28 protein-coding genes are annotated in these 23,627 nt (G+C 58.1%); 12 read left to right on the top strand and 16 right to left on the bottom strand.

What is annotated here, in order from left to right; genetic code table 11:
- The first annotated feature begins 12 nt into the window (after positions 1-12).
- On the top strand, positions 13-1,182 hold the full coding sequence (ftsY, locus tag B3R00_RS09900) for a signal recognition particle-docking protein FtsY (RefSeq protein ID WP_286998872.1): 1,170 nt from the start codon (positions 13-15) through the stop codon (positions 1,180-1,182).
- A 149-nt stretch (positions 1,183-1,331) separates the two neighbouring features.
- Here the strand turns inward: ftsY and cutA are convergent, their stop codons facing one another.
- Together cutA and B3R00_RS09890 are read right to left on the bottom strand one after the other, a co-directional pair.
- Positions 1,332-1,685 (bottom strand): divalent-cation tolerance protein CutA, encoded by a 354-nt coding sequence (gene cutA, locus B3R00_RS09895; protein WP_286998871.1) that lies wholly within the window; start codon positions 1,683-1,685, stop codon positions 1,332-1,334.
- 37 nt (positions 1,686-1,722) lie between these two features.
- Positions 1,723-2,625: a DMT family transporter gene (locus B3R00_RS09890; RefSeq protein WP_286998976.1), complete on the bottom strand. Its 903-nt coding sequence runs from the start codon at positions 2,623-2,625 to the stop codon at positions 1,723-1,725.
- Positions 2,626-2,810: 185 nt separating this feature from the next.
- On the opposite strand from B3R00_RS09890, the gene rpoH reads away from it, so the two are divergent.
- Positions 2,811-3,755, top strand: a complete 945-nt coding sequence (gene rpoH / locus B3R00_RS09885) for an RNA polymerase sigma factor RpoH (RefSeq protein WP_286998870.1) — start codon at positions 2,811-2,813, stop codon at positions 3,753-3,755.
- 127 nt (positions 3,756-3,882) lie between these two features.
- Positions 3,883-4,893 carry a Bug family tripartite tricarboxylate transporter substrate binding protein gene (locus tag B3R00_RS09880; protein WP_286998869.1) on the top strand — a complete coding sequence of 337 codons (1,011 nt, stop codon included), beginning with the start codon at positions 3,883-3,885 and terminating at the stop codon, positions 4,891-4,893.
- Positions 4,894-4,956: 63 nt separating this feature from the next.
- Here B3R00_RS09880 and B3R00_RS09875 read toward each other — a convergent pair whose 3' ends face one another.
- The 4 genes from B3R00_RS09875 to B3R00_RS09860 all read right to left on the bottom strand — a co-directional run bounded on the left by B3R00_RS09875 (position 4,957) and on the right by B3R00_RS09860 (position 9,014).
- Positions 4,957-6,717: a putative bifunctional diguanylate cyclase/phosphodiesterase gene (locus tag B3R00_RS09875; protein WP_286998868.1), complete on the bottom strand. Its 1,761-nt coding sequence runs from the start codon at positions 6,715-6,717 to the stop codon at positions 4,957-4,959.
- 140 nt (positions 6,718-6,857) lie between these two features.
- Positions 6,858-7,472, bottom strand: coding sequence for an SCO family protein (locus B3R00_RS09870; protein ID WP_286998867.1), 615 nt, complete (start codon positions 7,470-7,472; stop codon positions 6,858-6,860).
- An 86-nt stretch (positions 7,473-7,558) separates the two neighbouring features.
- Positions 7,559-8,254: a hypothetical protein gene (locus B3R00_RS09865; RefSeq protein WP_286998866.1), complete on the bottom strand. Its 696-nt coding sequence runs from the start codon at positions 8,252-8,254 to the stop codon at positions 7,559-7,561.
- On the bottom strand, positions 8,235-9,014 hold the full coding sequence (locus B3R00_RS09860; protein WP_286998865.1) for an SURF1 family protein: 780 nt from the start codon (positions 9,012-9,014) through the stop codon (positions 8,235-8,237). The genes B3R00_RS09865 and B3R00_RS09860 overlap by 20 nt, the downstream gene beginning before the upstream one ends.
- A gap of 24 nt (positions 9,015-9,038) precedes the next feature.
- On the opposite strand from B3R00_RS09860, the gene B3R00_RS09855 reads away from it, so the two are divergent.
- Entirely contained in the window at positions 9,039-9,266 is a 228-nt protein-coding gene (locus B3R00_RS09855) for a twin transmembrane helix small protein (protein WP_286998864.1), read from the top strand.
- A gap of 161 nt (positions 9,267-9,427) precedes the next feature.
- On the opposite strand, the gene B3R00_RS09850 is transcribed toward B3R00_RS09855, so the two are convergent.
- The 7 genes from B3R00_RS09850 to B3R00_RS09820 form a co-directional block, all read right to left on the bottom strand.
- Positions 9,428-10,309 carry a cytochrome c oxidase subunit 3 gene (locus B3R00_RS09850; RefSeq protein WP_219162666.1) on the bottom strand — a complete coding sequence of 294 codons (882 nt, stop codon included), beginning with the start codon at positions 10,307-10,309 and terminating at the stop codon, positions 9,428-9,430.
- Between the two features lie 71 nt (positions 10,310-10,380).
- Positions 10,381-10,584 (bottom strand): DUF2970 domain-containing protein, encoded by a 204-nt coding sequence (locus B3R00_RS09845; RefSeq protein WP_286998863.1) that lies wholly within the window; start codon positions 10,582-10,584, stop codon positions 10,381-10,383.
- Complete coding sequence (locus tag B3R00_RS09840; RefSeq protein WP_286998862.1) at positions 10,581-11,201, bottom strand: cytochrome c oxidase assembly protein; 621 nt, start codon at positions 11,199-11,201, stop codon at positions 10,581-10,583. The genes B3R00_RS09845 and B3R00_RS09840 overlap by 4 nt, the downstream gene beginning before the upstream one ends.
- A 15-nt stretch (positions 11,202-11,216) precedes the next feature.
- The gene (locus tag B3R00_RS09835; RefSeq protein WP_174862902.1) at positions 11,217-11,372 is read right to left on the bottom strand and encodes a cytochrome oxidase small assembly protein; all 156 of its coding nucleotides are present in this window, start codon (positions 11,370-11,372) and stop codon (positions 11,217-11,219) included.
- 4 nt (positions 11,373-11,376) lie between these two features.
- Positions 11,377-13,011, bottom strand: coding sequence for a cytochrome c oxidase subunit I (ctaD, locus tag B3R00_RS09830; protein WP_286998861.1), 1,635 nt, complete (start codon positions 13,009-13,011; stop codon positions 11,377-11,379).
- A gap of 35 nt (positions 13,012-13,046) precedes the next feature.
- Complete coding sequence (coxB, locus tag B3R00_RS09825; RefSeq protein ID WP_286998860.1) at positions 13,047-14,624, bottom strand: cytochrome c oxidase subunit II; 1,578 nt, start codon at positions 14,622-14,624, stop codon at positions 13,047-13,049.
- A gap of 481 nt (positions 14,625-15,105) precedes the next feature.
- Positions 15,106-16,011 carry a biotin synthase gene (locus tag B3R00_RS09820; protein WP_286998859.1) on the bottom strand — a complete coding sequence of 302 codons (906 nt, stop codon included), beginning with the start codon at positions 16,009-16,011 and terminating at the stop codon, positions 15,106-15,108.
- Positions 16,012-16,293: 282 nt separating this feature from the next.
- Here B3R00_RS09820 and B3R00_RS09815 point away from each other — a divergent pair, with 282 nt between their 5' ends.
- The 3 genes from B3R00_RS09815 (at position 16,294) to B3R00_RS09805 (ending at position 17,771) form a co-directional block, all read left to right on the top strand.
- A complete protein-coding gene (locus B3R00_RS09815) occupies positions 16,294-16,809 on the top strand; it encodes a ComF family protein (RefSeq protein WP_286998858.1) in 516 nt (171 codons plus the stop codon).
- A 41-nt stretch (positions 16,810-16,850) separates the two neighbouring features.
- Complete coding sequence (gene trmL, locus B3R00_RS09810) at positions 16,851-17,336, top strand: tRNA (uridine(34)/cytosine(34)/5-carboxymethylaminomethyluridine(34)-2'-O)-methyltransferase TrmL (protein ID WP_174862898.1); 486 nt, start codon at positions 16,851-16,853, stop codon at positions 17,334-17,336.
- A gap of 141 nt (positions 17,337-17,477) precedes the next feature.
- Complete coding sequence (locus B3R00_RS09805) at positions 17,478-17,771, top strand: DUF4148 domain-containing protein (protein ID WP_286998857.1); 294 nt, start codon at positions 17,478-17,480, stop codon at positions 17,769-17,771.
- A gap of 59 nt (positions 17,772-17,830) precedes the next feature.
- Here B3R00_RS09805 and B3R00_RS09800 read toward each other — a convergent pair whose 3' ends face one another.
- On the bottom strand, positions 17,831-18,304 hold the full coding sequence (locus B3R00_RS09800; RefSeq protein ID WP_174862896.1) for a MaoC family dehydratase: 474 nt from the start codon (positions 18,302-18,304) through the stop codon (positions 17,831-17,833).
- A 149-nt stretch (positions 18,305-18,453) separates the two neighbouring features.
- A complete protein-coding gene (locus tag B3R00_RS09795) occupies positions 18,454-19,092 on the bottom strand; it encodes a LysE family translocator (RefSeq protein ID WP_286998856.1) in 639 nt (212 codons plus the stop codon).
- Between the two features lie 116 nt (positions 19,093-19,208).
- Here B3R00_RS09795 and B3R00_RS09790 point away from each other — a divergent pair, with 116 nt between their 5' ends.
- Positions 19,209-19,646: a DUF1841 family protein gene (locus tag B3R00_RS09790; protein WP_219162674.1), complete on the top strand. Its 438-nt coding sequence runs from the start codon at positions 19,209-19,211 to the stop codon at positions 19,644-19,646.
- A 100-nt stretch (positions 19,647-19,746) separates the two neighbouring features.
- Here the strand turns inward: B3R00_RS09790 and B3R00_RS09785 are convergent, their stop codons facing one another.
- Positions 19,747-20,400: a c-type cytochrome gene (locus B3R00_RS09785; RefSeq protein ID WP_286998855.1), complete on the bottom strand. Its 654-nt coding sequence runs from the start codon at positions 20,398-20,400 to the stop codon at positions 19,747-19,749.
- Positions 20,401-20,508: 108 nt separating this feature from the next.
- Between B3R00_RS09785 and B3R00_RS09780 the strand changes: the two genes are divergently transcribed.
- The 4 genes from B3R00_RS09780 to B3R00_RS09765 all read left to right on the top strand — a co-directional run bounded on the left by B3R00_RS09780 (position 20,509) and on the right by B3R00_RS09765 (position 23,624).
- Positions 20,509-21,351: an AAA family ATPase gene (locus B3R00_RS09780; RefSeq protein ID WP_286998854.1), complete on the top strand. Its 843-nt coding sequence runs from the start codon at positions 20,509-20,511 to the stop codon at positions 21,349-21,351.
- Positions 21,352-21,473: 122 nt separating this feature from the next.
- Entirely contained in the window at positions 21,474-21,722 is a 249-nt protein-coding gene (locus B3R00_RS09775; protein WP_286998853.1) for a hypothetical protein, read from the top strand.
- A gap of 23 nt (positions 21,723-21,745) precedes the next feature.
- Entirely contained in the window at positions 21,746-22,366 is a 621-nt protein-coding gene (locus tag B3R00_RS09770; protein ID WP_286998852.1) for a GNAT family N-acetyltransferase, read from the top strand.
- 70 nt (positions 22,367-22,436) lie between these two features.
- Positions 22,437-23,624, top strand: a complete 1,188-nt coding sequence (locus B3R00_RS09765) for a vWA domain-containing protein (protein ID WP_286998851.1) — start codon at positions 22,437-22,439, stop codon at positions 23,622-23,624.
- Positions 23,625-23,627 lie beyond the last annotated feature (3 nt).

Here is a 23,627-nt window from a genome sequence, read left to right as displayed (position 1 = left end):
AAGAACCCGCCAATGTTCAGTTTTTTCAAGAAAAAAGCCCCACAAGCCGACACCACTCCTGCCCTAGAGCAGTCTGAGGGCGTCGCACCCGCCGCTGCTTCCCCCGTGGAAGCGGTGCCTTCGACCCCTGCCGCCAAGCCCGCTTCGGTCAGCGGTTGGCTGCGCAATACCTTCGGTATGGGCGACAAGGAAGAAGTTCCTGACAGTGTCGCACCAGAAGTGCCTGCGCCCGAAATTTTTACGCAAGCCCCCGAGCCCCAGGCCAAACCCGAAGCTGTGGGTGACCGCGGTAACTGGATGGACCGCCTCAAGGCAGGCCTGCGCAAAACCGGCACCAGCATAACCACGGTGTTCACGGGCACCAAGATTGATGATGCCCTGTACGAGGAGCTGGAGGACGCCCTGCTGATGGCCGACACCGGCGTCAAAGCCACCCTGCACCTGCTGGACGACCTCAAGCGCCGCGTCAAAGACAGCAAGACCACCGAGCCCGCCGCCGTCAAGGCGCTGCTGGCTGCTGCGCTGTCCGACCTACTCAAGCCGCTGGAAAAGCCACTGGTAATTGGTGCGCACACGCCCACCGTGATCATGGTGGCCGGCGTGAACGGCGCAGGCAAAACCACGTCAATTGGCAAGCTGACCAAGCACCTGGCCGACCACGACCAATCCGTGCTGCTGGCCGCTGCCGACACCTTCCGCGCCGCCGCGCGCGAGCAGTTGGGCGTATGGGCCACCCGCAACACGGTAGAAATCATCAGCCAGGCTGGCGGTGACCCGGCCGCCGTCAGCTTTGATGCCGTCAGCGCTGGCAAAGCGCGCAAGAAAGACGTGGTCTTGGTCGACACCGCTGGCCGCCTGCCCACCCAGCTGCACCTGATGGAAGAGCTGAGAAAAATCAAACGGGTGATCAGCAAGGCCGATGGCTCTGCCCCGCACGAGGTACTACTGGTCATTGACGGCAACACCGGCCAAAACGCGCTCAACCAGGTCAAAGCATTTGACGAGGCGCTGGGCCTGACCGGCCTGATCGTCACCAAACTGGACGGCACCGCCAAAGGCGGCGTGCTGGCCGCCATTGCGCAAGAGCGCCCCATTCCCGTGTACTTCATCGGCGTGGGCGAAAAGGTGGAAGACCTGGAAACCTTCAACGCCAAGGAGTTTGCCCAGGCCCTGCTGGCCTGAGCGGCCCGAGGCCGACTGCCCTCTCCCATCAAAGCCCCGCAATGCGGGGCTTTTTTCATAGCTGCTGGCGTTGATAAAACAACCGTTTCCAATACTTTTCATATTGAAATGCTTGGTAAGCCTGCGCCAGCAGCTCCTTTTTTATTGCATCACCCGCCGCCATCGGGCAATTGCAATTGCACCTGGGCAGCCACCCATGCGGCATAGGCGCTATCGGCGTATTCGGTGCGCAATAACAGTTGTGGCACCTCGTAAGGGTGGTGTGCTTGAAGCCACGCCCACAATGGCGCCACAGCCTGCGGCAGCGTTTTCAGCACCACGCGCCATTCGGCGCTTTGCTCCAGTTGGGCTTGCCACACATAGTGGGAAGTGATGGGCTCCACCTGCCCACAAGCCGCCAGCAGGGCTGTGACGGCGCCTTGCGCCAGATGGTCCGCCTGCGCTTGCGTGGCCACGGTGGTGGTCACCACGGCCACTGGAGAAAGAGAAAGTGCATCTTGCATAGGCATCGATTGTGCAGAAACAGCCAGCGGCCTACGCTCAGGCTTTGCGCGCGGGCCAAGTCGCCACAACCACACCCAACAAGGCAATACCCAGCGCCAGCCACTGCAGTGCACTGATGTGCTCGCCCAGCACCAGCACCCCCACCAGCGCAGCGCTGATGGGCAACAGCACCGTAAAAATGCCCGCCTGCGCCGCGGGCACAGCGCGCAACCCGGTCATCCACAACCACACCGTCCACACGCAAGCGGCCAGCGCGTAAAACAGCAGCAGCCCCCACATCGGTAGGCTGACGGCCGCAAAGTCAAACTGCCACGCCACATACAAGCCCATAGGCGTGGACAGCAAAAAGCCCCATACATTGATGATGGCGCTGATGCGTTTGGGGCTGAGCACCGCCGTCAAGCGCTTGCCAATCACGGCGTAGGCTGCCTCACACAGCACCGCCGCCACCAGCAGCCACTGCCCCAGCCAGGCATACGCATGGGCAGTGGTTACCTCCGCTGGCTTTGCCGCTGCATACAGCGCAATCCCCGCCACGGCCAGCGCCACCGCCAGCCACGTGCGCGGCATGATCTGCTCGCGCAGCAATAACCAGCTCAGCAGGGCCACTGCCACCGGAATGGAAGCCATGGTGACACCGGCCGTCACCGCGCCCGTCAGGCTCACGCCTGTCACCATGCACAACGTGAACAAGAAGTTGCCAAAGAAGGACTCCAGAAACAACAACCACCGCGTGCGTGGTGCCAAGGGCGCGTCGCCCGGTGACTTTTGCAGCCAGCGGGCCATGGCCACCGCGCCAATACCAAAGCGCAACCACGCCAGCAAAAAAACAGGGAACAAGGCCGCCAACGGCTTGGACAGCGCCACATAACTGCCCACCAGCGCCATGCTGAGCGCCAAACACACAAAAGCCACAGGCCGAGAAGGACTTTCCCACATCACACATTCAACTTTTTTTGAAACTTGCAAACGCTTGCGCACTCTACAAGAGTGTTGGTCGAAACTCGATACTCCCACGGCGCAGGCGCAGCCAGCCACCAACTGACAACCTCATGGGAACTTATGGCTTAGCACTCGGTCTTAGAGAGTGCTAATATGAAGCAATGGATGAAAGGATCAGTGCAATGACAAACCCAACCGGCACCCTCGCTGCTTCGGCCTTGGCACCTGCGAATCCTTGGGCATTGGTACCTCCGCTGGGCAACTTGGATGCCTACATTACAGCGGTGAACCGCCTGCCTATGCTCACTCAAGAAGAAGAGCAGGACTACGCCCGCAAACTCAAAGAACACAATGATCTGGATGCCGCTGGGCGTCTGATCATGTCTCACCTGCGCTTGGTGGTGTCTATCTCGCGCCAGTATTTGGGCTATGGCTTGCCCCAGGGCGATTTGATCCAAGAAGGCAATGTGGGCCTGATGAAGGCCGTCAAGCGCTTTGACCCCGAGCAAAACGTTCGGCTGGTCAGCTACGCCATGCACTGGATCAAGGCAGAGATCCACGAATACATCTTGAAGAACTGGCGCATGGTCAAAGTGGCAACCACCAAGGCCCAGCGCAAGTTGTTCTTCAATCTGCGCTCCATGAAGCAAGGCATGCAAGCCGATGCCGTGATGGACGACGACTTGGCGCTGCGCGAAACCTTGACGGAGCAGCAGATTGACGCGATGGCCGCCAAGCTCAACGTCAAGCGCGAAGAAGTCATGGAGATGGAAACCCGCTTGTCGGGCGGTGATGTGCTACTGGACCCGAGCCCCAGTGACGATGGCGAGCACGCTTTTGGGCCTATCGCTTACCTGTCGGATGCGGCGCACGAGCCCACTAATATGATTGAGACACGCCAACGTGATGTCTTGGCAACCGATGGCATTGCCCAAGCCCTTGAAATGCTGGATGACCGCAGCCGCCGCATCGTAGAAGAGCGCTGGCTGAAGGTCAACGATGACGGCACGGGCGGCATGACGCTGCATGAGCTGGCTGCAGAGTATGGTGTGAGCGCTGAGCGCATTCGCCAAATTGAAGTGGCTGCTATGAAAAAGATGAAAAAAGCGCTGACTGAGTTCGCCTAAAAACGTTCTTGCGCGGTCTGGCTGAAATATGCCAGATTGCTGCCCACGCAAGCCCGGATAATCTTCGGGCTTTCTTTTTTTCCTGCAAGGATTTTTCTCTTCTTGCAGTTTTTATGCTCAACGCACGATGACCACCCTCTCTTTGATTGCTCGCCGCACCATATTGGCTGCAGGTACTGCTTTGGTGGCAGCCTCTGCCACCAGTTCTGTTTTTGCAGCCTCTACGGCTGCCTGGCCCACCAAACCGGTACGCATTGTGGTGGGTTTCCCAGGTGGCTCCTCGCCCGACTTGACCGCTCGCACCTTCTCGGAGCCCTTGTCCAAGCTACTGGGCCAGCCAGTTATTGTGGAAAACAAAGTGGGGGCTGGCGGCAATATTGGCGCTACCGAAGTGGCCCGCGCCCACGACAACCATACGATTGGTTTGATGATCAATGGCAATATGACGATTGCCAAAATCCTCAACCCTGCCACACCTTATGACCCCCTCAAAGACTTGGCACCGCTGACCTTGATTGGCGTTTCGCCGCTGGTGTTGACCGCTCCCGTCGAGCAACCCGGGGTTCCCCAAAATGCCGATGCCCAATCTTTCTTTGCGGCGGCACAAAAAGCGGGTGACACCTGGAGCTACGGCACCCCCGGTGTGGGCACGATTGGTCACCTCGGCACCGAGCTGCTGAAAGCGCGCAGCGGTATTGCGCCGATCCATGTTCCCTACAGCGGCTACCCCCAAGTTGCTACGGCCATGATGGGCGGCCAACTGCAAATGGCTTTGCTGCCCCCTGCGCTGGCCATGGCCCAGGCGCAAGCCGGCAAGCTGCGCTTGATTGGCGTGACCTCCAGCGGCCGCAGTGCTTTGGCCCCTGGCGTTCCGAGCCTGGCGGAGGCTGGTATCAAGAACTTTGACCTGCAAATTTGGAATGCGTTTGCGGCGCCCAGCTCCATGCCCGCAGAGATCCGCACCAAGCTGGCGGCCATGCTGGTAGAGATTGCCCGCAGCCCTGCCGTGCGAGAAAAATTGTTCCAGCAAGGCTGGCAAATGGTTGGCACTTCCCCGGAAGGGCTGGCCAATCGCATCCAGAAAGATACAGCGGAGTTAAGCCGCCTGATTAAAGAGCAAAAAATCAGCAACCAGTAATCCGCCCTATGCATACAAAAAAATCCACCTTCGGGTGGATTTTTTATAGCTGCTCAGGCAATGTCAGCGCTGGCTGCGCCATGTTTCGAACTCCAAAGCAGTCATCGCTTTCGAAGCCAGCCAACCTTGGTAACACTCACAGCCCATCGCTTCTAGCTGGCTGCGCTGCTCCTCAGTTTCTACGCCTTCCGCCACCACTTGCAGATTCAAAGCGTGGCCAAACTGAATCATCGCCCGCAAAAGCTTGCTGCCCAAGCGCCCCGTACGCATAAAGTCTTTTCCCAGCTTCAGCCGCTGAACCGGCAAGTGCTGCAAATATGCCAATGAAGAATGGCCGTTCCCAAAATCATCCAGGGCCAAACTTACCCCCAGGCCCGCCAACTCAGCCAGCATGCGGCAGGCATGCTCTGGGTCTTGCATCGCCTGCGTTTCCGTCACTTCCAGCTCCAACCAAGACGGAGACACTTGGTAACGCTCTAAGGCATCTCGCACCAACTGCACCAAGTTGGGCTGGCGCAGTTGTTGCGCCGACAAATTCACCGCAATGCGCACGGGCTGCCCCTGCTGCAGCCACAAACTGACCTGCTTGCAGGCCGCATCCAGCACATAGTTGCCCAGCCCAATAATGAGGCCGGACGATTCAGCTACAGGGATGAAGCGATCTGGCGTAATTTCTCCCAGCAACGGGTCTTTCCAGCGCACCAAGGCCTCGGCACCACAGACTTGCCCGGTGCGGATATCGATCTGCGGCTGGTAATACAACTTGATGCCTTCATAGCCCAATGCCAGTCGCAAGCGCTCAGAGAGCAAGACTTTCTCAGCCATCTCATGGCCCATGCTGTCTTCGTAGAACACAAAGTTGCCACGGCCATGCTCTTTTGCACGGTACATGGCCATGTCCGCATAGCGCAGTAGCGTGGATGGATCTCGAGAGTCGGTCGGAGAAATGGCAACGCCGATACTGGCGCCAAAGTCCAGCAGCACATGCCCCCACCGGCATGGCGTAGACATGGCAAACAAAATTTGCTGTGCCCAAGACTGGGCCTGCTCCATATCAGTGTCAGGCACCAGCACCGTAAATTCATCCCCGCCCAGGCGTGAAAGCACGCCTTGGTTGCGAATCACAGACTTCAAACGTTTGGCCACCTCTTGCAGCACATGGTCACCGGCAGCATGTCCGTAGCCATCGTTGATCGACTTAAAGTTGTCCAGATCAAGCAGCAAAAGAGCTACAGGCTCGCCCGTCACTTGCGTTTGCTGCAGGCTCTCATGCAGACGCTGGGTGAATGACCATCGGTTGTGCAGTCCCGTCAAAATGTCGTGCGTGGCTTGGTATTGCATGCGCTCTTCCAAGCGGCGCATTTCTGTGACATCACGCACAAAAGCCACCACCAGCGGAGCGCCATCACGGTCAAAGTTGCCCAGTGCAATGTCCACAGGAACGTGGGCTCCATCTTTGCGTTGCAGCCACAAAGTGCGCCCCATGCCCATGCTGTGGCGCCTGGGCTGCAAGAAGAAGCGATGCACATCCACCTTGTGTGAAGCGTGCATGCTTTCGGGCACCAGCATCTCGACAGCTTGGCCTTCCAGCTCATTTTGTGCAAAGCCAGAGATCAAACTCATGGCTGCATTGCTGGAGATGATGGTGCCGCTGCTGTCGACCAGCAAAATGCCATCGGGCGCGGCATTCCATGCCTCTCTCACCCACTCTCCCCACACAACCGCTGCCGCAGCGGTGTGCGGCCCACCGCCGATAAAAGAGGGCAATGCATGCGGTGATATAGGTTCAGACTCGGTGCTGGAGCTTGCGGCTTTAATGTTCATACAAGGATGACTGGCCGTGCACCGCCAACCGGGTGAAAACAGCACATCCGTAACATGCTACCGCGCAAGTTACAAAATGAATCTGTTTTGACGCAAAAAATTTGCATCAAAAGCGCAGGGAGCCTGCGCTGCGCCGCTATTTACGCAGCTGCTTCATCCAGCAAGGCTTTGGCATCCTTGGCCAGTGCGGCGGCCCCTTGGCCATAACGGTGGTAGACACGCAGCTGCCCCTTGGGGTCATACACATACATACCTGCGGAATGGTCCAGCGTGTAGCTGCCGGGCTGCTTGCCTTCCACCTTTTTGAAGAAGACCTTGAAGTCTTTGGCGACCGCCATGATCTGCTCTGCCGAGCCAGTCAGGGCCACCATGGAAGGATCAAACGCAGCCGCATAGGCCTGCAAGACTTCAGGGGTATCTCGCTCGGGGTCCAGCGAAACGAATACGCCTTGCACCCGATCGCCTTGCGGGCCCAGGGCGGCTTTCACCTCCACCAGTTCTTGCAATGTGGTGGGACACACATCAGGGCATTGGGTGTAACCGAAAAAAACCACCACCACTTTCCCTGCGAATTCTTGCACCGAGCGTTGCTTGCCCTGTGTATCGAACAAAGGAAAGTCTTTTCCGTAAGCAGCCCCCGTGATGTCTACCCCTTCAAAGCTCATTTTTTCAGGCTTGCAGCCCAGCAATAAAGAGGCTGCGGTGAGGGTGGTTGCCCCCACCAGCAGGGAGTGCAAAGCGCGTCTTCTGTGCATGGCAATCTCAGTCAAACAATCCAGTCAATCAATCGCATAACCATAACCGCAAAAACAAACACGACCTCTGCAAAGGCTTGTAGGCATCAGCGCCCAGGCTGATCCCAAGAAGACGATGCCCTCAGCAGGCGCTCCAAATCGCGTTTGGCCTGCGGTGCGCTCGCTTTGTCCAGGTGTGCAGGAAAGCGCATCATCCAGTGCCCTTGCGGGTCCACCACATACAAATGGTCGGACAGCTTGGCACCTTCTTGCGGTTGCAGCCACGTTTGCAAGGCCGTGGCATCGACCCGCAGCACTTGCGCAGACTGCAGCGCAGTTTGCAGCGCCCCAAATGGCAGTTGCCCATCTTGAATCAGCCACACCCAATCAAGGCGGTCTTTTTCTCGCCCCAAGCCTTCGCGCAGTTGGCGCTGTAAATACAAATGGGTTTCGCACTGTGCATCGCATGCCGCATCCGAAGTACTGAGCAAGAGCCACTGCCCTTTCAATGAAGACAGGGGCACAGCTTGCCCCTCCAGCGTCGTGGCCATGAGTGCCGCAGGCATGTCTTTTTGCGGCGCAATCAACGCACCAAAATTGCGGCGCCCATCCGGGCGTACCACGTAATAGGTGAAGTACGACGCAATCACCGGCGCTGCACACACCAACAGCACAGCAAACATTTTCCAGCGGCCTGTGCGCTGAGTTGCATGGTCTTGCACGCCCTGTGCCAGGCGGTGCATGCTGGGCGTGCTGTGAACGGTCAGCCCCAAGGGCTGCAAATCAGTGTGTTTGGATGGCATGGCGTGAAAGGCGGCGCCGGCGAGGGCGCAAAAATTGGAACCACAGCAACATGGTGGCAAGGACTGCGGCAATGGCAAACCATTGGAAGGCATAACCTTGGTGTGTGGCAATGCCGCTGCTGGGCTGGGGCCAGTCACGCAGCAGCCCTTCACTGGCAGCGCCCGTTTGCACCACGGTCAGAGGCCACAACGCCAGCCCCGTGGCCTTGGCATAGGCTGGCAGCGACAAATTTTGCTGAATACGGGGCTGCTGCGACGACGGCGCAACATCCTCTTTCCCCAAGGCATACAGCCGCGCGGGCGGGCCTGCCAGCACCCCTTGCACCTGCACGCTACCAGCCGGTGTTGTGACGGGCTGCAGCGCGGTGCGATCTTGAAAGTTGCGCGCAATCCAGCCGCGCTGCACCAAGACCACGCCGCCATCTGCCAGTTGCAGCGGCGTCAGCACATAAAAACCGGGGCGCCCTTGCATCTGGCGGTTATCCAGATACACCGTATAGGCAGCGAGCCACTGTCCTTGAAGTTGAATGCGGCGGTGCAGCCACGCGCCAGCATCTTGCAGATTGTGCGCAAAACGCTGGCTGAGCAAGTCCGCATCCAGCAAGGGTGCATCCGCTTGTGCCTGCGCTGCTGCGTGCAACTGCTTTTTTTGCGCCGCCCTATCCAGCTGCCACAAACCCAGCGCAATGCCCAGCAACACCCCACAGACGCCACACAGCGTGGCGATCCACCACCGCAGGTTGCCCCGCTTGCGCGTCATACAGGCCTCCCGATAATGGATGGCATGACATATGCCATCGCCCTTTTCTTGCTGGCCATTGTGGTCAGCCTTGCCAGCGCCGGTTTTTTTATGCTGCGCAAAAGCGATGCGCACAGTGACGAGCAGCGCAGCAAAAACATGGCCCGCGCCCTGACCGTGCGGGTGCTGCTGTCGGTGGTCTTGTTTGTGTGTTTGCTGCTGGCGTGGAAGCTGGGGTACATCCAGCCCACGGGCTTGCCCGTCTCGCGTTGAAATAAAAAAGAGAGCTGCTGGCGCTTGAAGATATTGGGCTTCAATGCTTTTTCATATTGAAACCCAATATTTACGTACGCCAACCGCTCTTTTTTATGCATTGTTTCAGTCGTTGTTGCTGCCAGTTTGCTGCGGCTCTGCGCTAGGCCGCAGCCTGAACCCTACATCCAGTACACCAGGATGTACAAACCCAGCCACACCACGTCCACAAAGTGCCAGTACCAAGCGGCACCTTCAAAGCCGAAATGGCGCTCGGCCGTGAAATGCCCACTTTGCAGCCGCAGGGTGATGAACAGCAGCATCAACATCCCCACAAACACGTGAAAGCCGTGAAAGCCCGTGAGCAAGTAGAAGGTGGAGCCAAAAATGCCGGAAGACATCTTCAAGTTCAAGTCGGTGTAGAGGTGAAAGTACTCATAGCCTTGTACACACAAGAAGGTGATGCCCAGCAACACGGTCACCCACATCCAAGCCACCGTTTTGGCGCGCTGCCCCAGTCGCAACGCATGGTGCGCAATGGTGAGTGTGACGCCAGAAGTCAGTAGCAACGCGGTATTGATGGTGGGCAACCAAAACGGGCCCACGGTTTGAAAGGCTTCGACCGTACCTGCGGGAGAAGCGGTGGCACCTGGCATCACACTGGGCCACACGGCGCTGAAGCCAGGCCACAGCAAGGCATTGTCCAAACTGCCCAAGGCCGGCACGGAGTGCGCCCGCCCCCACCACAAGGCGGTAAAGAAAGCGCCAAAGAACATCACTTCCGAAAAGATGAACCAGCTCATGCTCCAGCGGTAAGACAAATCAATCTTGCGCCCCAGCAGCCCCTGCTCACTTTCGATGGCTGCTTCGTGGAACCAGCGGTAGAGCACCACCAGCCACCACGACAGGCCAAACACAAAACTCCACATGCCCCATTGGTGGCCGTTCACCCACATCCCGGCACCCAGCACTACAAAAAACAAGCCGGCTGCCGCCCAGATGGGGTACCCCGACGCTGCGGGAACATAGTAGTAAGGGGTGCTTGCAGTCTGCGGTGTCGCCATGTCAGCTCCTGTAATCACGCATCTCAACCATTGCGTGTCCCAACCATTGCGTATCGGCCCAGCGCTGTGCGCTAAACCACCCAATTCACGATCGATATCAACATCAATACAAAGACAAAAATCGCCGCCACCCCTACTGCCACAATTTGTAGCGGCTTGATGTGCGCGGAGTCTTTGTGCCATTCACTGCCTTTGCGCACCCCCAGCAAAGCCCAAGCCATGGCTTGAATGGATCGCCAGCGCGACAGAGGAGAAGGTGGTGGTGGGGTACTCAAGACGGCTGCTCCTCCTGTCCTTTGACGCGACCCGTAACCACAGGGGAAGTGGGCGCGGCTGGCACACGCCCACCCACTTCAAAAAAGGTGTAGCTCAAGGTAATGGTGGTCACGTCTTTAGGCAGCTTGGGGTCGATCACAAACGCCACCGGCCACTCTTTTTTTTCACCAGGCTGCAGCTCATACTGGTTAAAGCAAAAACATTCCATTTTGGTGAAATGCGGCGCAGCATTGCGCGGCGCATAACTGGGAATGGCTTGCGCCGCCATGGCGCGGTCTTGCACGTTTTGAAACTCGTACAACACCGTGGCTAGCTCGCCCGGGTGCACCTGCATAGACACCTTTTCCGGTTTGAAGTCCCACGGGCCACGCGCGTTGGCATCAAACTCCACGGTGATCGTGCGGCTGGTATCGACTTGGGTGTTCGCAGGCAGCTTACCCACCACGCCGTTACCCGGCACCTGCCGCTCAGAAATCGTGAGAATGTTGATACCCAGCGCCTCGCACACATGCTTGTAAATGGGTATGAGGGCATATCCAAAAGCAAACATGCCGATGGTGATCACCAAGAGCTTGGTGACCATCTGCAAATTGGCGCGGCGCTTGTGCTGTTGCATGTGCGTGCCTGTGTGTTAGCCGCCAAGCCAAGCCATCTTGGCGACAAAGCCGATAAAAAACGTAGCAGCAATCGACGCCAAGATCCACGCCATGCGTGCATTGCGCTGGCGCTGGAGTTGCCACGTCTCGGTGCGGCTGGGCATGGAGTTGCTGTGTTTAAGGTGCATCATGGTTTTATCCAATCACACGGGTAGCCGTGCTGCCGAGTTTGGGAGGGGTTTCAAACGTGTGGAAAGGTGCGGGCGAAGGCACTTCCCACTCCAGGCCTTCTGCAGCCTCCCAGGGCTTTTGCGGAGCTTTGGCGCCCTTGCCGCGCATGGCAGGAACCACCACTGCCAGGAAGAAATACACCTGCATCAAACCAAAGCCCAGCGCCCCCACCGATGCCACGGCATTGAAGTCAGCAAACTGCATCGGGTAGTCGGCATAGCGGCGCGGCATACCTGCCAAGCCTAAGAAGTGCATGGGGAAGAAAGTGATGTTGAAGAAAACCAGGGAGCCCCAAAAATGGATCTGCCCCCGGCGCTCGGAGTACATCACCCCCGTCCACTTGGGCGACCAGTAGTAGTAGGCCGCAAACATGGAAAACAGCGAGCCTGCGACCAGCACATAGTGAAAGTGCGCCACCACGTAGTAGGTGTCTTGCAACTGAATGTCGATGGGTGCCATGGACAGAATCAGCCCCGTAAACCCACCCATGGTGAAGACAAAGATAAAGCCCACCGAAAACAGCATCGGCGTCTCAAACGTCATAGAGCCGCGCCACATGGTGGCCACCCAGTTGAAGATCTTCACCGCCGTGGGCACCGAGATCAGCATGGTGGAATACATGAAAAACAGCTGCCCCGTCACCGGCATGCCCGTGGTGAACATGTGATGCGCCCAGACGATGAAACTCAAAATCGCAATCGAACTGGTGGCGTACACCATCGACGCATAGCCAAACAGCTTTTTGCGGCTGAAGGCTGGCACAATCTGGCTGATGATGCCAAAGGCCGGCAAGATCATGATGTAGACCTCGGGGTGGCCAAAGAACCAGAAGATGTGCTGGTACATCACCGGATCGCCCCCACCTGCGGGGTTGAAGAAGCTGGTGCCAAAGTGGCGGTCGGTCAGCGTCATGGTGATGGCGCCGGCCAGCACTGGCATCACGGCAATCAGCAGGTAAGCCGTAATCAACCAAGTCCAGGCAAACATGGGCATTTTCATCAGCGTCATGCCGGGCGCGCGCATGTTCAAGATGGTGACGATGATGTTGATCGACCCCATGATGGAGCTAGCACCCATGATGTGCATGGCAAAAATGCTGGTGTCCATCGAGGGGCCCATCTGCAGCGTCAGCGGTGCGTACAGCGTCCAGCCTGCAGCAGGCGCACCACCGGGCATAAAAAACGAAGCCACCAGCATGATGCCGGCGGGCACCATCAGCCAGAAACTGAAGTTGTTCATGCGCGCGAACGCCATGTCTGAAGCACCGATTTGCAGCGGCAGCATCCAGTTCGCAAAGCCCACAAAGGCGGGCATGATGGCGCCAAACACCATGATCAAGCCGTGCATGGTGGTGAGCTGGTTAAACAGCTCTGGGTTGACCAGTTGCAGACCGGGCTGGAACAGCTCTGCCCGAATCAGCAGTGCCAGCACACCACCAATCATCAGCATGGTGAAGCTGAACAGCAGATACAGCGTGCCAATATCTTTATGGTTGGTGGCGTACAGCCAGCGGCGCCAGCCCGTGGGCGTGGCGTGGTGATGATCATGGTGGTGATCGTCGTGAACGGCGTCGTGAGAAGGTGGGTAAATGGCGCTCATGTGCGTGTCTCCCTCGCTCTGTCTGTTCAATGCGCTCACTGCGCAGCCACGATATCGACACGACGCGCTTGCTCATCAGCGCCTGTGCTGTCGGTAATGGTTTGGGGTTTGCGCATTTCAATGCGCTCGGCAGCAACGCCCGCATCTGTCAAGGCTTTAGCGACGGCCTGTGCCCGCTGCTTGGCCAGCTCGGCATTCACATCCGCACTGCCCGTGGCATCTACAAAGCCAGACAAGGCCACTTTGACATCTGCATGCGCGTTCAACCATGCTGCAGCGGCTTGGACTTGCACCTGCGCCTTGGTATCCAGTGCGCTTTGCCCCGTCGCAAAGAATACCTGCACCGGCATAGCATGGCTCACGTTGGCCGCATCTGCGGGTGGCGTTTCTGCGGCTGCTGCAGGTGGCGACGGTTGTGCTGCCGGTGCGGCTTCACCTTCTGGAAATTTGCCCTGGCGCGCAGCCGTAAACTGCGCAGGCTGAATCAACTGCCCGGTCTGATTGCTCCAGTGATTTTTCACATAGGTCAGCACAGCGGCCAACTCCACATCACTCAATTGCTTCCACGAAGGCATGGTACCGTTGACACGACCTTCCAGCACCACATGCATCGGCTCTGCCAAACTGCCTCGCACCAGCGCACTGCCATCCAGTGGCTTGATTGCGCCAGCGCCCTTGCCATTGGCCTGATGACAGGCTGCGCAATTGGCCGCATACACCTTGGCACCACGGGCAATCAGCTCATCAAGCTTCCATTCTTTGGTAGGGTCATCTTTTTTCGCAGCAGCCAGCTTTTGCTGCTCTTCCACCCACGCTGCGTAGGGCGCTGTATCCAGCACCTTCACATGAATTGGCATATAGGCATGTTCTTTGCCACACAGCTCGGCGCACTGGCCGTAATAGTCCCCGGGCTTTTCTGCTTTGAACCAGGTATCGCGCACAAAACCCGGTATCGCGTCTTGCTTGATGCCAAACGCCGGCACCATGAAACTGTGAATCACATCATTGGCGGTGGTGATGATGCGCACCTTCTTGCCTACGGGCACCACCAACGGGTGGTCAACGCGCAGCAGGTAGTCATTCGGCGCTTGGCTCACGTCACCGCTGTCCGACATCGCACGGTGGCTGCTGTCAATGGTTGATAAAAAGCTCAAACCCTCCCCCGGCCCCTTGAGGTAGTCATAACCCCATTTCCACTGGTAGCCCGTGACCTTGATGGTCAGCTCTGCATTCGTCGTATCTTTTTGCGCCACCAAAACCTTGGTGGCAGGCAGTGCCATCAAGATCACGATGATGAAGGGAATGACCGTCCAGATCACCTCCACGGTCGCAGACTCATGAAAGTTGGCTGCTTTGGCACCCTGTGATTTGCGATGCTTCCAGATGGAATAAAACATCACCGCAAACACACCCACAAAAATCACCACGCAAATGGACAGCATCATCCAGTGCAGAAAGTGCTGCTCTTGGGCAATGCGCGTAACGGGTGGATGCAAGTTCAACTGCTTCACGGCCGGGCCACCGGGCAAATCTTGCACCGCATGTGCCGCACTTGCTACCCATGCCGCTGCCGCCGTACCCAGAGAAACCAGTGGGGAAAATCTGCTTTTCATAGTTCTCACTTGCGTCTAAGCCTCCGGAATTCCGTTGCGTAGCTGCCCTGCAGTTCCACGCGACATCTTGCAAAGAAAGCGGGCGGATCAAGGCACCTGGCACGCAGCACTGCGCTGCCGCACTGGCAGTCTGCAAGGCGGCGACACAAATGCGTACAGGGATTTCAAGCAGGAAGCACGGCTGCTGCAACGACGTGCTGTAGGACGTTGCGCAGACTTCGACCGATGGAGAGGCAGGCTGCGTGCAAATGACCACGCAAGACCCCAAGAAACAAACACACTGCAGGCCGACGCAAGATTTGCGCTCGAGCCTGTCTGCAAGGCATAGCGACACACCAATTTTGTCTCCCCTGAAGAGGCCCTCAGGCCCTGTGGCTTTGCACCGCGCAGAGTGATATTTCCACGCGTGCTTGCTATCAGTAGTTTGAAAAAATTGTAGTGCGCTTTGTTTTAAATCAAAGCAGCAAAAGCGGCATTTCGCCTATCGCAAACCCTGCTCCCTGCCTTTTTGAAGCATGGTGCGCATTTGTTCTAAAGAGACAGCGCTTTCGCGCTCCACTGCGACGCGCGGCGCTGGCTTGAATGCATGGCCATACACCAGCTCAAAGGTCAGAGCAATCTGCCCTTCACTGCTGTCAACACGCAAGTGCCGATCTATAGCCTGATGCAAAGCGTTGAGCCACGCTTTGCCGCGCAACCCTGCAAAGCGCTGAGGGTGCAAGTTGCACCCCAGCTCACGCAGCTCTTGCAGCAAGCGCTCAGGCGTGGCAAAAGTCAATGTGATCGTCTCCATGTCCATCACGGGTTCTGCAAAACCTGCCTGCACCAGCATGTCACCCCAGTCATGCATATCGGTATAGCTGTGGCCCGCTGCGGGCCAACCCAGCTGGGCGTACAGCTGCCGCAGCTCTTTGGCGGTATCTGGCCCAAAACATGAAAACATCACAAACCCATCCACCGCCAAAACGTCATGCCAGGCTTGAAGCATGCGCATAGGCTGTGCTTGGTGGTGCAGCGCCATATTGGCCCACAGCATTTCTACCGCGCCTTTCGCTGGCATTTCTACCCGAGTTTTCGCACCGCTCCAATTCGGCTTCCACCAAGGCTTGGCCCATTGCGCCTGCGCCACGGCCTGCATGCGCGGCGCCACCTCCACCACATGGCAGTGGGCTTGCGGATAACGCTGCGCCACCAGGGTGTGTGCTTGCATGCCTCCACGCACAGGCTGCCAGTCACACCATGTTTGCGGTGTACGGCAAATCCATTGCAAACGATCTTCCATGCGGCGCCCCACCTCTTCGTGCAGCCAAGGCGATTGCGCAGGGGCAGCAAGCTGCCAGCGTGCGGCAGCCATCGGATCAATGGTGGGGGGCAAGTTCTCAGACATGGAATATTCACTGCACAACCCCGCCGCCATACGGCATGGCAGTCGCGGGTGCCGCGGCAGTATATTGATTTCATGCTGCCGCGCTGGCCAACATGGCTATCCCCTTTTGGCAAAGACCGCCTCACGCTTCCCAGCCAATGCCTGGCTTGCCGTGCATGGCCCAGTGCCGATGTGCTGTGCGCCGCCTGCCAGCAGCGTTTTTTCCACCCCGTCTTTCGCTGCACTGGTTGCGCTATGGCGTTGCCCGGCTTGAGCGCTGAGCGCCCCCGCTGCGGCACATGCTTGCAAAAACCTGCCATCTGGCAACACGCCCATGCATGGATGGATTACAGCTACCCGTGCAATACGTTGATTGCCCGCTGGAAATTCGCGCAGCAGCCCGCACTGGCCGCACACTTTGCACGTTGGATGCGACAAGACCCACAGGTCATCAACCTGCTCGAGACGGCCGATGTGCTCATCCCCATCCCCCTGTCACCGCAGCGCATGCGAGAGCGCGGATACAACCCCGCGGCACAACTGGCCCGGCACCTGAGCCCCGCGCAATACCTCCCCCACTGCCTGCAACGCACGCGCCATACAACCGCCCAAAGCGATTTGACCCGGGCACAGCGCTTGCGCAATCTGCGCCACACCTTTGCTGTGGCAGATGCACAGCGCCACCGCATTACCGACCGGCATGTGCTGCTGATTGATGACGTCATGACCACCGGCGCTACCTTCACCGCCGCCAGCCGCTGCCTGCTGCAAGCTGGTGCGCGCCAGATTGATGTGCTTTGCATGGCCCGGACACCATAAACACCGGCAAGGACAAGCCCAAAAGCGGACAATACGCCGCCATGTTTCATATCGTTCTTGTAGAGCCTGAGATTCCACCGAATACAGGCAACATCATCCGCCTGGCCGCCAATACCGGGTGCCAGTTGCACCTGATTGAGCCCCTGGGCTTTTCGATGGAAGACCGCCTGATGCGCCGCGCAGGTCTGGATTACCACGAATACACCAGCACGCGCCGCCATGCCAACTGGCAAGCCTTTCTGGACACCATGCAGCCCAACCCCACACGCATGTTTGCCATGACCACCCACGGCAGCCAGCCTGCGCACAGCCTGCAGTTTCAGCCGGGTGACTACTTTGTCTTTGGCTGCGAAACCCGCGGCCTCGCACCCGCGCTGCGCGAATCTTTTCCCACCACGCAGCGCCTGCGCCTGCCCATGCTGGCGGGCCAACGCAGCCTGAACCTGTCCAACGCCGTGGCCGTGACCGTGTTTGAAGCATGGCGCCAAAACGGCTTCATCACGCCGACAGGCACAGCAGCACATTGAGCCACTCACTGTCCCATTTTCAGCAACAGTGTGTTGTAAATACAGGCAGCAATAAACACTGAACTGCAAACACATTCCTTCGCTCTATTCAACATGCGCCGCCTAAGACGCTATGTTTTTAGATGATTGAAAGGAAATCAGATGTTTGTGATTCGTACCATTGGTGTTGTGATTGCATTGGCTAGCACTGCGGCATTTGCCAGCGACCAAACCCCGCTGCGCGCTGATGAGCTGCGCACCGACAGCCAGCTGACCCACGCCCAAGTGATTGCCGATTACCAAGCCGCACGTGCTGCCGGTCAAGTGGTGCACGGCGACAACGTCGTGCTGCGCGCCGATGAAACCAGCACCCAGTCCACCGTCAGCCGTGCCGAGGTCATCGCCCAGGCACAAGCTGCACGCGATGCCGGGCTGATTCCCAGCGGTGAACATTAATTAAGCACCCACGCCCCCGGCACCACGCTGGACGCGGCAGTTGGGGGCTGCAACCCCGCTCACCAATCACCCATCGCCGCGCCATAACTGCGTGACAGCGACTCCGCCACACACACGGGCTTGTCGCCCCCTTCACGCTCTACCGTCACCAGCCAGGTGATTTGCACACTGTCCGGCCCCACGGGCTCCACCGCCTGCACCCCCACCCGTGCACGCACCCGGCTGCCCACAGGCACTGGCGCAGGAAAACGCACTTTGTTCAGCCCATAGTTCACGCCCATCGTGGCGCCCTGGATACGCACTGCTTTTTCAAAAAACAGCGGCAGCAGCGACAGTGACAAAAAGCCATGCGCAATCGGCCCTCCAAACGGGCCTTGCGCAGCCTTGACAGGATCGACGTGGATCCACTGGTGATCGCCTGTCGCATCGGCAAACAGATTGACCTGCGCCTGGGTGATGGTCACCCAGTCCGTCACAGCAACTTCTTGGCCTGCGCAGGCGCGCAGTTCGGCATAAGAGTGGAAAGTTTTCATGCCTGCAATCTAGAAAGCATGGCGCCTGCCGTCAGTCGGCCGCGCGACAAGGGTTGCCCCTTAAGTCTCATGCATCCAATCAGCCTCTAGGGCTTATGCAGCAAGCGCTAGCAGCTATGATTTATTGTGCAAGCTTGCAATCCTGAGGATTACCCTTGGTGCACAGAACGCTGCACAAAAAACAGCCCCGCACCCACCAGCATAAGCAGGCCGCCAAAAATCCGGTTTTGCCAACGCATCGCTTCTGGGCTGCGCATCCAGCGGCGCAAAGCACTGGCGCTGGCCGCATAGCCGTGCATGACCACGGTATCTACGGCCAGACAGGTCACCGACATCACCAGCAACTGCATCCACAGCGGGCGCTGGGTGCTTAAAAACTGCGGCAACACCGCCACCATGAAAATGATGCCCTTGGGGTTGGTCGCATTGGTCAAAAATCCCGATAACGTGCGCTGCTGCCAAGGCAGGGGCGTGGCTTGCACATGCCCCACATCTACCCCGTTCCCCACACTTCGCCACTGGCTCCACCCCAGATAAATCAGGTAGCAAGCACCCAGCACTTTCACCACCGTAAAGGCCACATCGGAGGCAATCAGCACTGCGCCCACGCCCCCACCGGCTATCAAAAGAATGAGCAGCAAGCCCAGTTGCAGACCACCAATGGTGGCGGAAGTCTGGCGCACACCGTAGGCCAGCCCGTGGCTCATAGACAGCACCGCGCCAGAGCCGGGCGAAATCGCAATAAACACGCACGCCGAAAAAAACGCCAACCAAGTCTGAAAATCCATGAACCCGCACCCAAGAGCTGCACACACAAAGCGTGCGATCTTACGCTTGCGCGGCAGCCTGGTGTTTGGCACCTTGGCGACTGGTTTTCCATGGTCATGCTACGCTGGCGGCCATCATGCTTTTCAACCCCACCCAAGCTGACGTACGCCGTTTTTTTTGCAGCGTACGCAGCAAAATGAACACCAACGCCCCCATGGAGGCGATTGAGACACTGGCCAGCCTGTGGATTGATGAACACCCCGAATACTTCGCCGAGCTGGACGATGTAGAGGCTGCCGTCCAACGCAATTACGATCTGGAGCCAGAGCGCACCAACCCGTTCTTGCACCTGTCCATGCACCTGTCCATCAGCGAACAATGCAGCATTGACCAGCCCCGCGGCATTCGCCAGGCAGTGGAGCTGCTGGCCAAGCGCCGTGGTGACTTGCACAAAGCGCACCATGAAGTGATGGAATGCCTGGGCCAAATGCTGGCCGACAGCCAGCGCAACGGCCATCCGCCCGATGGCAACCAGTACGTTGCTGCCGTGCAGCGCCGCGCCACCAAAGACTAAGCCGTCTTGCCAATTTCCCCCCAAAAAAGCAAAGCCCGCACAGTGCGGGCTTTGCTTTTTGGGGAGGTGCGCCGAAGGCAGATTGGCCGCAACCTACTGCTCAGCGGAAATGCGGCTGGGGCACGGTTTTCAAATCACCGTCCAGCTTGCCAATGTAGTTGGCCAGCAGCTTGAGCTCTTGGTTGCTGAACTGCTGCGCAATCGGCGCCATGATGCCGTTGCTGCGCCCCACCCTGGCGTTGTCCATCGTTTTATACGATTTCAGCGCCACCAACACATAGTCAGCATGCTGACCCGCCACTTTGGGGTAGCTGGCATCAATGGGTTTGGCAAAGTTTTGCCCGTGGCAGCTAAAGCACGCGCCTTTTTCGATCAAGGCGGCGACCTGGGCCGGCGGGTCGTGGGGCTGCACTTCAGCGAGTGCGGGGCTTTGTGCCTCGTAGTATGCAGAGACATCAGCAATATCTTGATCGCTCAGCGACTGTGCAATCCCGCGCATTGTCGGATGGCGACGGTCCCCCTTGCGGTACGCGTCTAGTGCTGCAGCCATATATGCGGCAGACTGCCCTCCGATCATCGGTACCTTGTGCACCTCCGGAAAACTGGCTTGGTAGCCCGGAATGCCATGGCAGCCAATACACATGGCCACCTTGCCTTTACCTGCCTGGATATCGCCCTGCGCCGTTTGGGCAGTGGCGGACGACGTCGCACAAGCGACAAACATTGCAAACACCGTGGTCCATGTTTTGATCATTTGTGCACAAAATCCTTTGCAAAGTTGTAGCTGGGATCTGCTCGCGAAAATTCATTATCAGAGCAGTTGTCAAGCACTCACATCAATGTTTACGCTGATATCACGCCCATGAAATTCCAAGGTTCTGACAATTACGTTGCCACCCAAGATCTGATGCTGGCGGTGAATGCCGCCATCCAGCTGCAGCGCCCGCTGTTGGTGAAAGGGGAGCCTGGCACGGGCAAAACCATGCTGGCCGAAGAAGTGGCCGCTGCCCTGGACATGCCTTTGCTGCAATGGCACATCAAATCCACCACCAAGGCACAGCAGGGTCTGTACGAATATGACGCGGTTTCGCGTCTGCGCGACAGCCAGTTGGGCGACGAACGTACGCAAGACATCCGCAACTACATTGTCAAAGGCGTGCTGTGGCAGGCGTTTACTTCCGAGCAGCCCGTGGCTTTGCTGATCGATGAAATCGACAAAGCAGATATTGAGTTCCCCAACGATTTGCTGCGTGAAATCGACCGCATGGAGTTTTACTGCTACGAAACCCGCGAGATGATCCGCGCCAAGCACCGCCCGCTGGTGTTCATCACTTCGAACAACGAAAAAGAACTGCCCGACGCCTTTTTGCGCCGCTGCTTTTTCCACTACATCAAGTTTCCCGACGCAGACACCATGCGCCAGATCGTGGCCGTGCACTTTCCCACGCTCAAGGGCGATTTGCTCAGCGCCGCGCTCAAGACCTTCTACGACGTGCGGGGCCTGCCCGGCCTGAAGAAAAAGCCCTCGACCAGCGAGCTGATCGACTGGCTCAAGCTGCTGGTAGCCGAAGACATTCCGCTGGAAGCGCTGCAATCGCCCGACCAAAAAGTGTCCGTGCCGCCGCTGGTGGGCGCCTTGCTGAAGAACGAACAGGACATGAGCCTATTTGAAAAACTGGTGTTCATGAACCAGCGCAACCGCTAACCCTGGCGCGCGTCTGCGCTGACGTGGTGCTGACACCCCCTTTGCAGACTTGCCCCAATGCGCAAAACCGCCGCTTGTCGTAGCTTTACAGGCTTCACCACCAATCATCAGGGAGATCAACAATGGCTTCTGCGCAAAAACTGTTGCTGGAAGGGGTGTCTGACGCGGTGTGCTTCATGCTGGGCGCACTGGCTGGCTATGGCCTCGGGCAAGCTGTGGGCATCGACATCTTTAGCGACGGCTACAGCGGCTCCAGCATGGTGGGTATTTTGATGGTCGGCCTCGGCGGTGGCGCAGGCTTGCACCTGGCGCGCATCTGGCGCAACCGCCAAAAATCCAAAGCTGTGCTGGAAGAAGCCGAAGTCGATTGATTGCGTTGAGAGCTAAGCCCCGTATGCCTGATGCCATGCCTGCTTTTGTTGCACCCGTCCAGTTGCAAGGCTGGGGCGTTCGTTTGCAGCCTCTAACACTGGCGCACACCACAGGCCTGCAAGCGGCGGCGGCAGACGGCCAGCTGTGGAATCTGCGCGTGACTTGGGTGCCCGCGCCCGATGAAACCACGGCCTACATCGACAAAGCGCTGGAGATGCAAGCCCAAGGCACGCGCTGCCCCTTTGTCGTCACCGATGCCCACAGCGGCCAAGTGCTGGGCACCAGCAGCTACCACGACATCGTGTCCGGCGCCCAGCGCCTGGAAATTGGCTACACCTGGTACGCCGCCAGCGCCCAGCGCAGCCACGTCAACACCGCTGCCAAGCTGCTGTTGATGCAGCATGCCTTTGAGACCCTGGGCTGCGCCGTGGTGGGCTGGCGCACCGACATTCTGAACACCCGCAGCCAGCAGGCCATTGAGCGGCTGGGTGCACACAAAGATGGCGTCATCCGCCACCACACCCCACGCTGGGACGGCACGGTGCGCGACACGGTCATGTACAGCATGCTGGCGGCCGAATGGCCCGCAGCACGGCAGCGCTTGCTTGCAAAACTGCAGCAGCTAGCGCCTGTAAATGCTTGATATAAGCATGAAAATCATCTGAAACCCTAATAAAACCAGCGCTAGCAGCTCTCTTTTTAGACTCTTCCCCATGTTGATCGACTTTTTCTACACCTTGCGCGCTGCCAAACTGCCGGTATCGGTCAAGGAATTTTTGATGCTGCTGCAGGCGCTGGAAGCCGGTGTGGTGGGCCCGCGCAGCGAAGACGGCTGGAGCCTGGATGACTTTTACTTCCTCGCCCGCACCATCGTCGTCAAAGATGAGAAGCACTACGACAAGTTTGACCGGGCCTTTGCCGCCTACTTCAAAGGCGTGGAAATGGTGGCCGACTTCAAAAAAGAGCTGCCCGAAGAGTGGCTGCGCAAGCTGCTGGACAAAGAACTGACGCCCGAGCAAAAAGCCGCCATCGAGAAGATGGGCTGGGATGAGCTGATGGAGACTTTAAAGAAGCGCCTGGAAGAGCAAAAAGGCCGCCACGAAGGCGGCAACAAATGGATTGGCACCGGCGGCACCAGCCCCTATGGCCACGGCGGCTACAACCCGCAGGGCGTGCGCATTGGCGGCCCCGGTAAAAACCGCAGCGCTGTCAAAGTGTGGGAGCAGCGAGCCTACCGCGACTACGACGACACGCAAGAACTAGGCACGCGCAACATCAAGGTGGCCCTGCGCCGCCTGCGCAAGTTTGCCCGCCAAGGCAGCAACCTTGAGCTGGACTTGCCCGACACCATCCGCAGCACCGCCGCCAACGCGGGCTGGCTGGACATCAAGATGGTGCCCGAGCGCCACAACAACGTGAAGGTGCTGCTGCTGATGGACGTGGGCGGCACCATGGACGACCACATCCAGCGGGTGGAAGAGTTGTTCAGCGCCGTCAAAAGCGAGTTCAAGCATCTGGAGTTTTATTACTTCCACAACTGCGTCTACGACTTCATGTGGAAGAATAACCGCCGCCGCTTTGCCGAGAAATTCGACACTTGGGACATCATTCGCAAGTACAACAAAGACTACAAGCTGATCTTTGTGGGTGATGCCACCATGAGCCCGTATGAAATCATCCAGCCCGGCGGCAGCGTGGAATACAACAACGATGAGCCCGGTGCCGAATGGTTGCAAAGACTTACCAATGCTTTCCCGCACCACGCATGGATCAACCCCGAGCCTCAGGGCGTGTGGGAATACCGCCAAAGTATTGACATCATTCGCCAACTCATGGGCGGGCGAATGTACCCCCTTACGTTAAAAGGTCTGGAAGAAACCATGAGGCTGCTGTCAAAATAGGTT

The sequence above is a fragment of the Comamonas sp. UBA7840 genome (genome assembly GCF_002501455.1).
Taxonomy (GTDB): Bacteria; Pseudomonadota; Gammaproteobacteria; order Burkholderiales; family Burkholderiaceae_C; genus Comamonas; species Comamonas jiangduensis.
Note: the sequence above shows the minus strand (reverse complement) of the source record. Positions and strands in the feature narration are given on the sequence as shown.

What these genes read in the sequence shown, in the direction of transcription:
- B3R00_RS09820 (WP_286998859.1), bottom strand. Translation starts at nt 16,011, where the DNA reads ATGTCTGAGAACTTGCCCCCCACCATTGATCCGATGGCTGCCGCACGC.
- B3R00_RS09875 (WP_286998868.1), bottom strand. Translation starts at nt 6,717, where the DNA reads ATGAACATTAAAGCCGCAAGCTCCAGCACCGAGTCTGAACCTATATCA.
- B3R00_RS09850 (WP_219162666.1), bottom strand. Translation starts at nt 10,309, where the DNA reads ATGGCGACACCGCAGACTGCAAGCACCCCTTACTACTATGTTCCCGCA.
- B3R00_RS09840 (WP_286998862.1), bottom strand. Translation starts at nt 11,201, where the DNA reads ATGCAACAGCACAAGCGCCGCGCCAATTTGCAGATGGTCACCAAGCTC.
- ftsY (WP_286998872.1), top strand. Translation starts at nt 13, where the DNA reads ATGTTCAGTTTTTTCAAGAAAAAAGCCCCACAAGCCGACACCACTCCT.
- cutA (WP_286998871.1), bottom strand. Translation starts at nt 1,685, where the DNA reads ATGCAAGATGCACTTTCTCTTTCTCCAGTGGCCGTGGTGACCACCACC.
- B3R00_RS09775 (WP_286998853.1), top strand. Translation starts at nt 21,474, where the DNA reads ATGGCTTCTGCGCAAAAACTGTTGCTGGAAGGGGTGTCTGACGCGGTG.
- ctaD (WP_286998861.1), bottom strand. Translation starts at nt 13,011, where the DNA reads ATGAGCGCCATTTACCCACCTTCTCACGACGCCGTTCACGACGATCAC.
- trmL (WP_174862898.1), top strand. Translation starts at nt 16,851, where the DNA reads ATGTTTCATATCGTTCTTGTAGAGCCTGAGATTCCACCGAATACAGGC.
- rpoH (WP_286998870.1), top strand. Translation starts at nt 2,811, where the DNA reads ATGACAAACCCAACCGGCACCCTCGCTGCTTCGGCCTTGGCACCTGCG.
- B3R00_RS09890 (WP_286998976.1), bottom strand. Translation starts at nt 2,625, where the DNA reads ATGTGGGAAAGTCCTTCTCGGCCTGTGGCTTTTGTGTGTTTGGCGCTC.
- B3R00_RS09835 (WP_174862902.1), bottom strand. Translation starts at nt 11,372, where the DNA reads ATGATGCACCTTAAACACAGCAACTCCATGCCCAGCCGCACCGAGACG.
- B3R00_RS09770 (WP_286998852.1), top strand. Translation starts at nt 21,746, where the DNA reads ATGCCTGATGCCATGCCTGCTTTTGTTGCACCCGTCCAGTTGCAAGGC.
- coxB (WP_286998860.1), bottom strand. Translation starts at nt 14,624, where the DNA reads ATGAAAAGCAGATTTTCCCCACTGGTTTCTCTGGGTACGGCGGCAGCG.
- B3R00_RS09765 (WP_286998851.1), top strand. Translation starts at nt 22,437, where the DNA reads ATGTTGATCGACTTTTTCTACACCTTGCGCGCTGCCAAACTGCCGGTA.
- B3R00_RS09805 (WP_286998857.1), top strand. Translation starts at nt 17,478, where the DNA reads ATGTTTGTGATTCGTACCATTGGTGTTGTGATTGCATTGGCTAGCACT.
- B3R00_RS09855 (WP_286998864.1), top strand. Translation starts at nt 9,039, where the DNA reads ATGACATATGCCATCGCCCTTTTCTTGCTGGCCATTGTGGTCAGCCTT.
- B3R00_RS09795 (WP_286998856.1), bottom strand. Translation starts at nt 19,092, where the DNA reads ATGGATTTTCAGACTTGGTTGGCGTTTTTTTCGGCGTGCGTGTTTATT.
- B3R00_RS09790 (WP_219162674.1), top strand. Translation starts at nt 19,209, where the DNA reads ATGCTTTTCAACCCCACCCAAGCTGACGTACGCCGTTTTTTTTGCAGC.
- B3R00_RS09865 (WP_286998866.1), bottom strand. Translation starts at nt 8,254, where the DNA reads ATGCCATCCAAACACACTGATTTGCAGCCCTTGGGGCTGACCGTTCAC.
- B3R00_RS09860 (WP_286998865.1), bottom strand. Translation starts at nt 9,014, where the DNA reads ATGACGCGCAAGCGGGGCAACCTGCGGTGGTGGATCGCCACGCTGTGT.
- B3R00_RS09880 (WP_286998869.1), top strand. Translation starts at nt 3,883, where the DNA reads ATGACCACCCTCTCTTTGATTGCTCGCCGCACCATATTGGCTGCAGGT.
- B3R00_RS09800 (WP_174862896.1), bottom strand. Translation starts at nt 18,304, where the DNA reads ATGAAAACTTTCCACTCTTATGCCGAACTGCGCGCCTGCGCAGGCCAA.
- B3R00_RS09785 (WP_286998855.1), bottom strand. Translation starts at nt 20,400, where the DNA reads ATGATCAAAACATGGACCACGGTGTTTGCAATGTTTGTCGCTTGTGCG.
- B3R00_RS09780 (WP_286998854.1), top strand. Translation starts at nt 20,509, where the DNA reads ATGAAATTCCAAGGTTCTGACAATTACGTTGCCACCCAAGATCTGATG.
- B3R00_RS09870 (WP_286998867.1), bottom strand. Translation starts at nt 7,472, where the DNA reads ATGCACAGAAGACGCGCTTTGCACTCCCTGCTGGTGGGGGCAACCACC.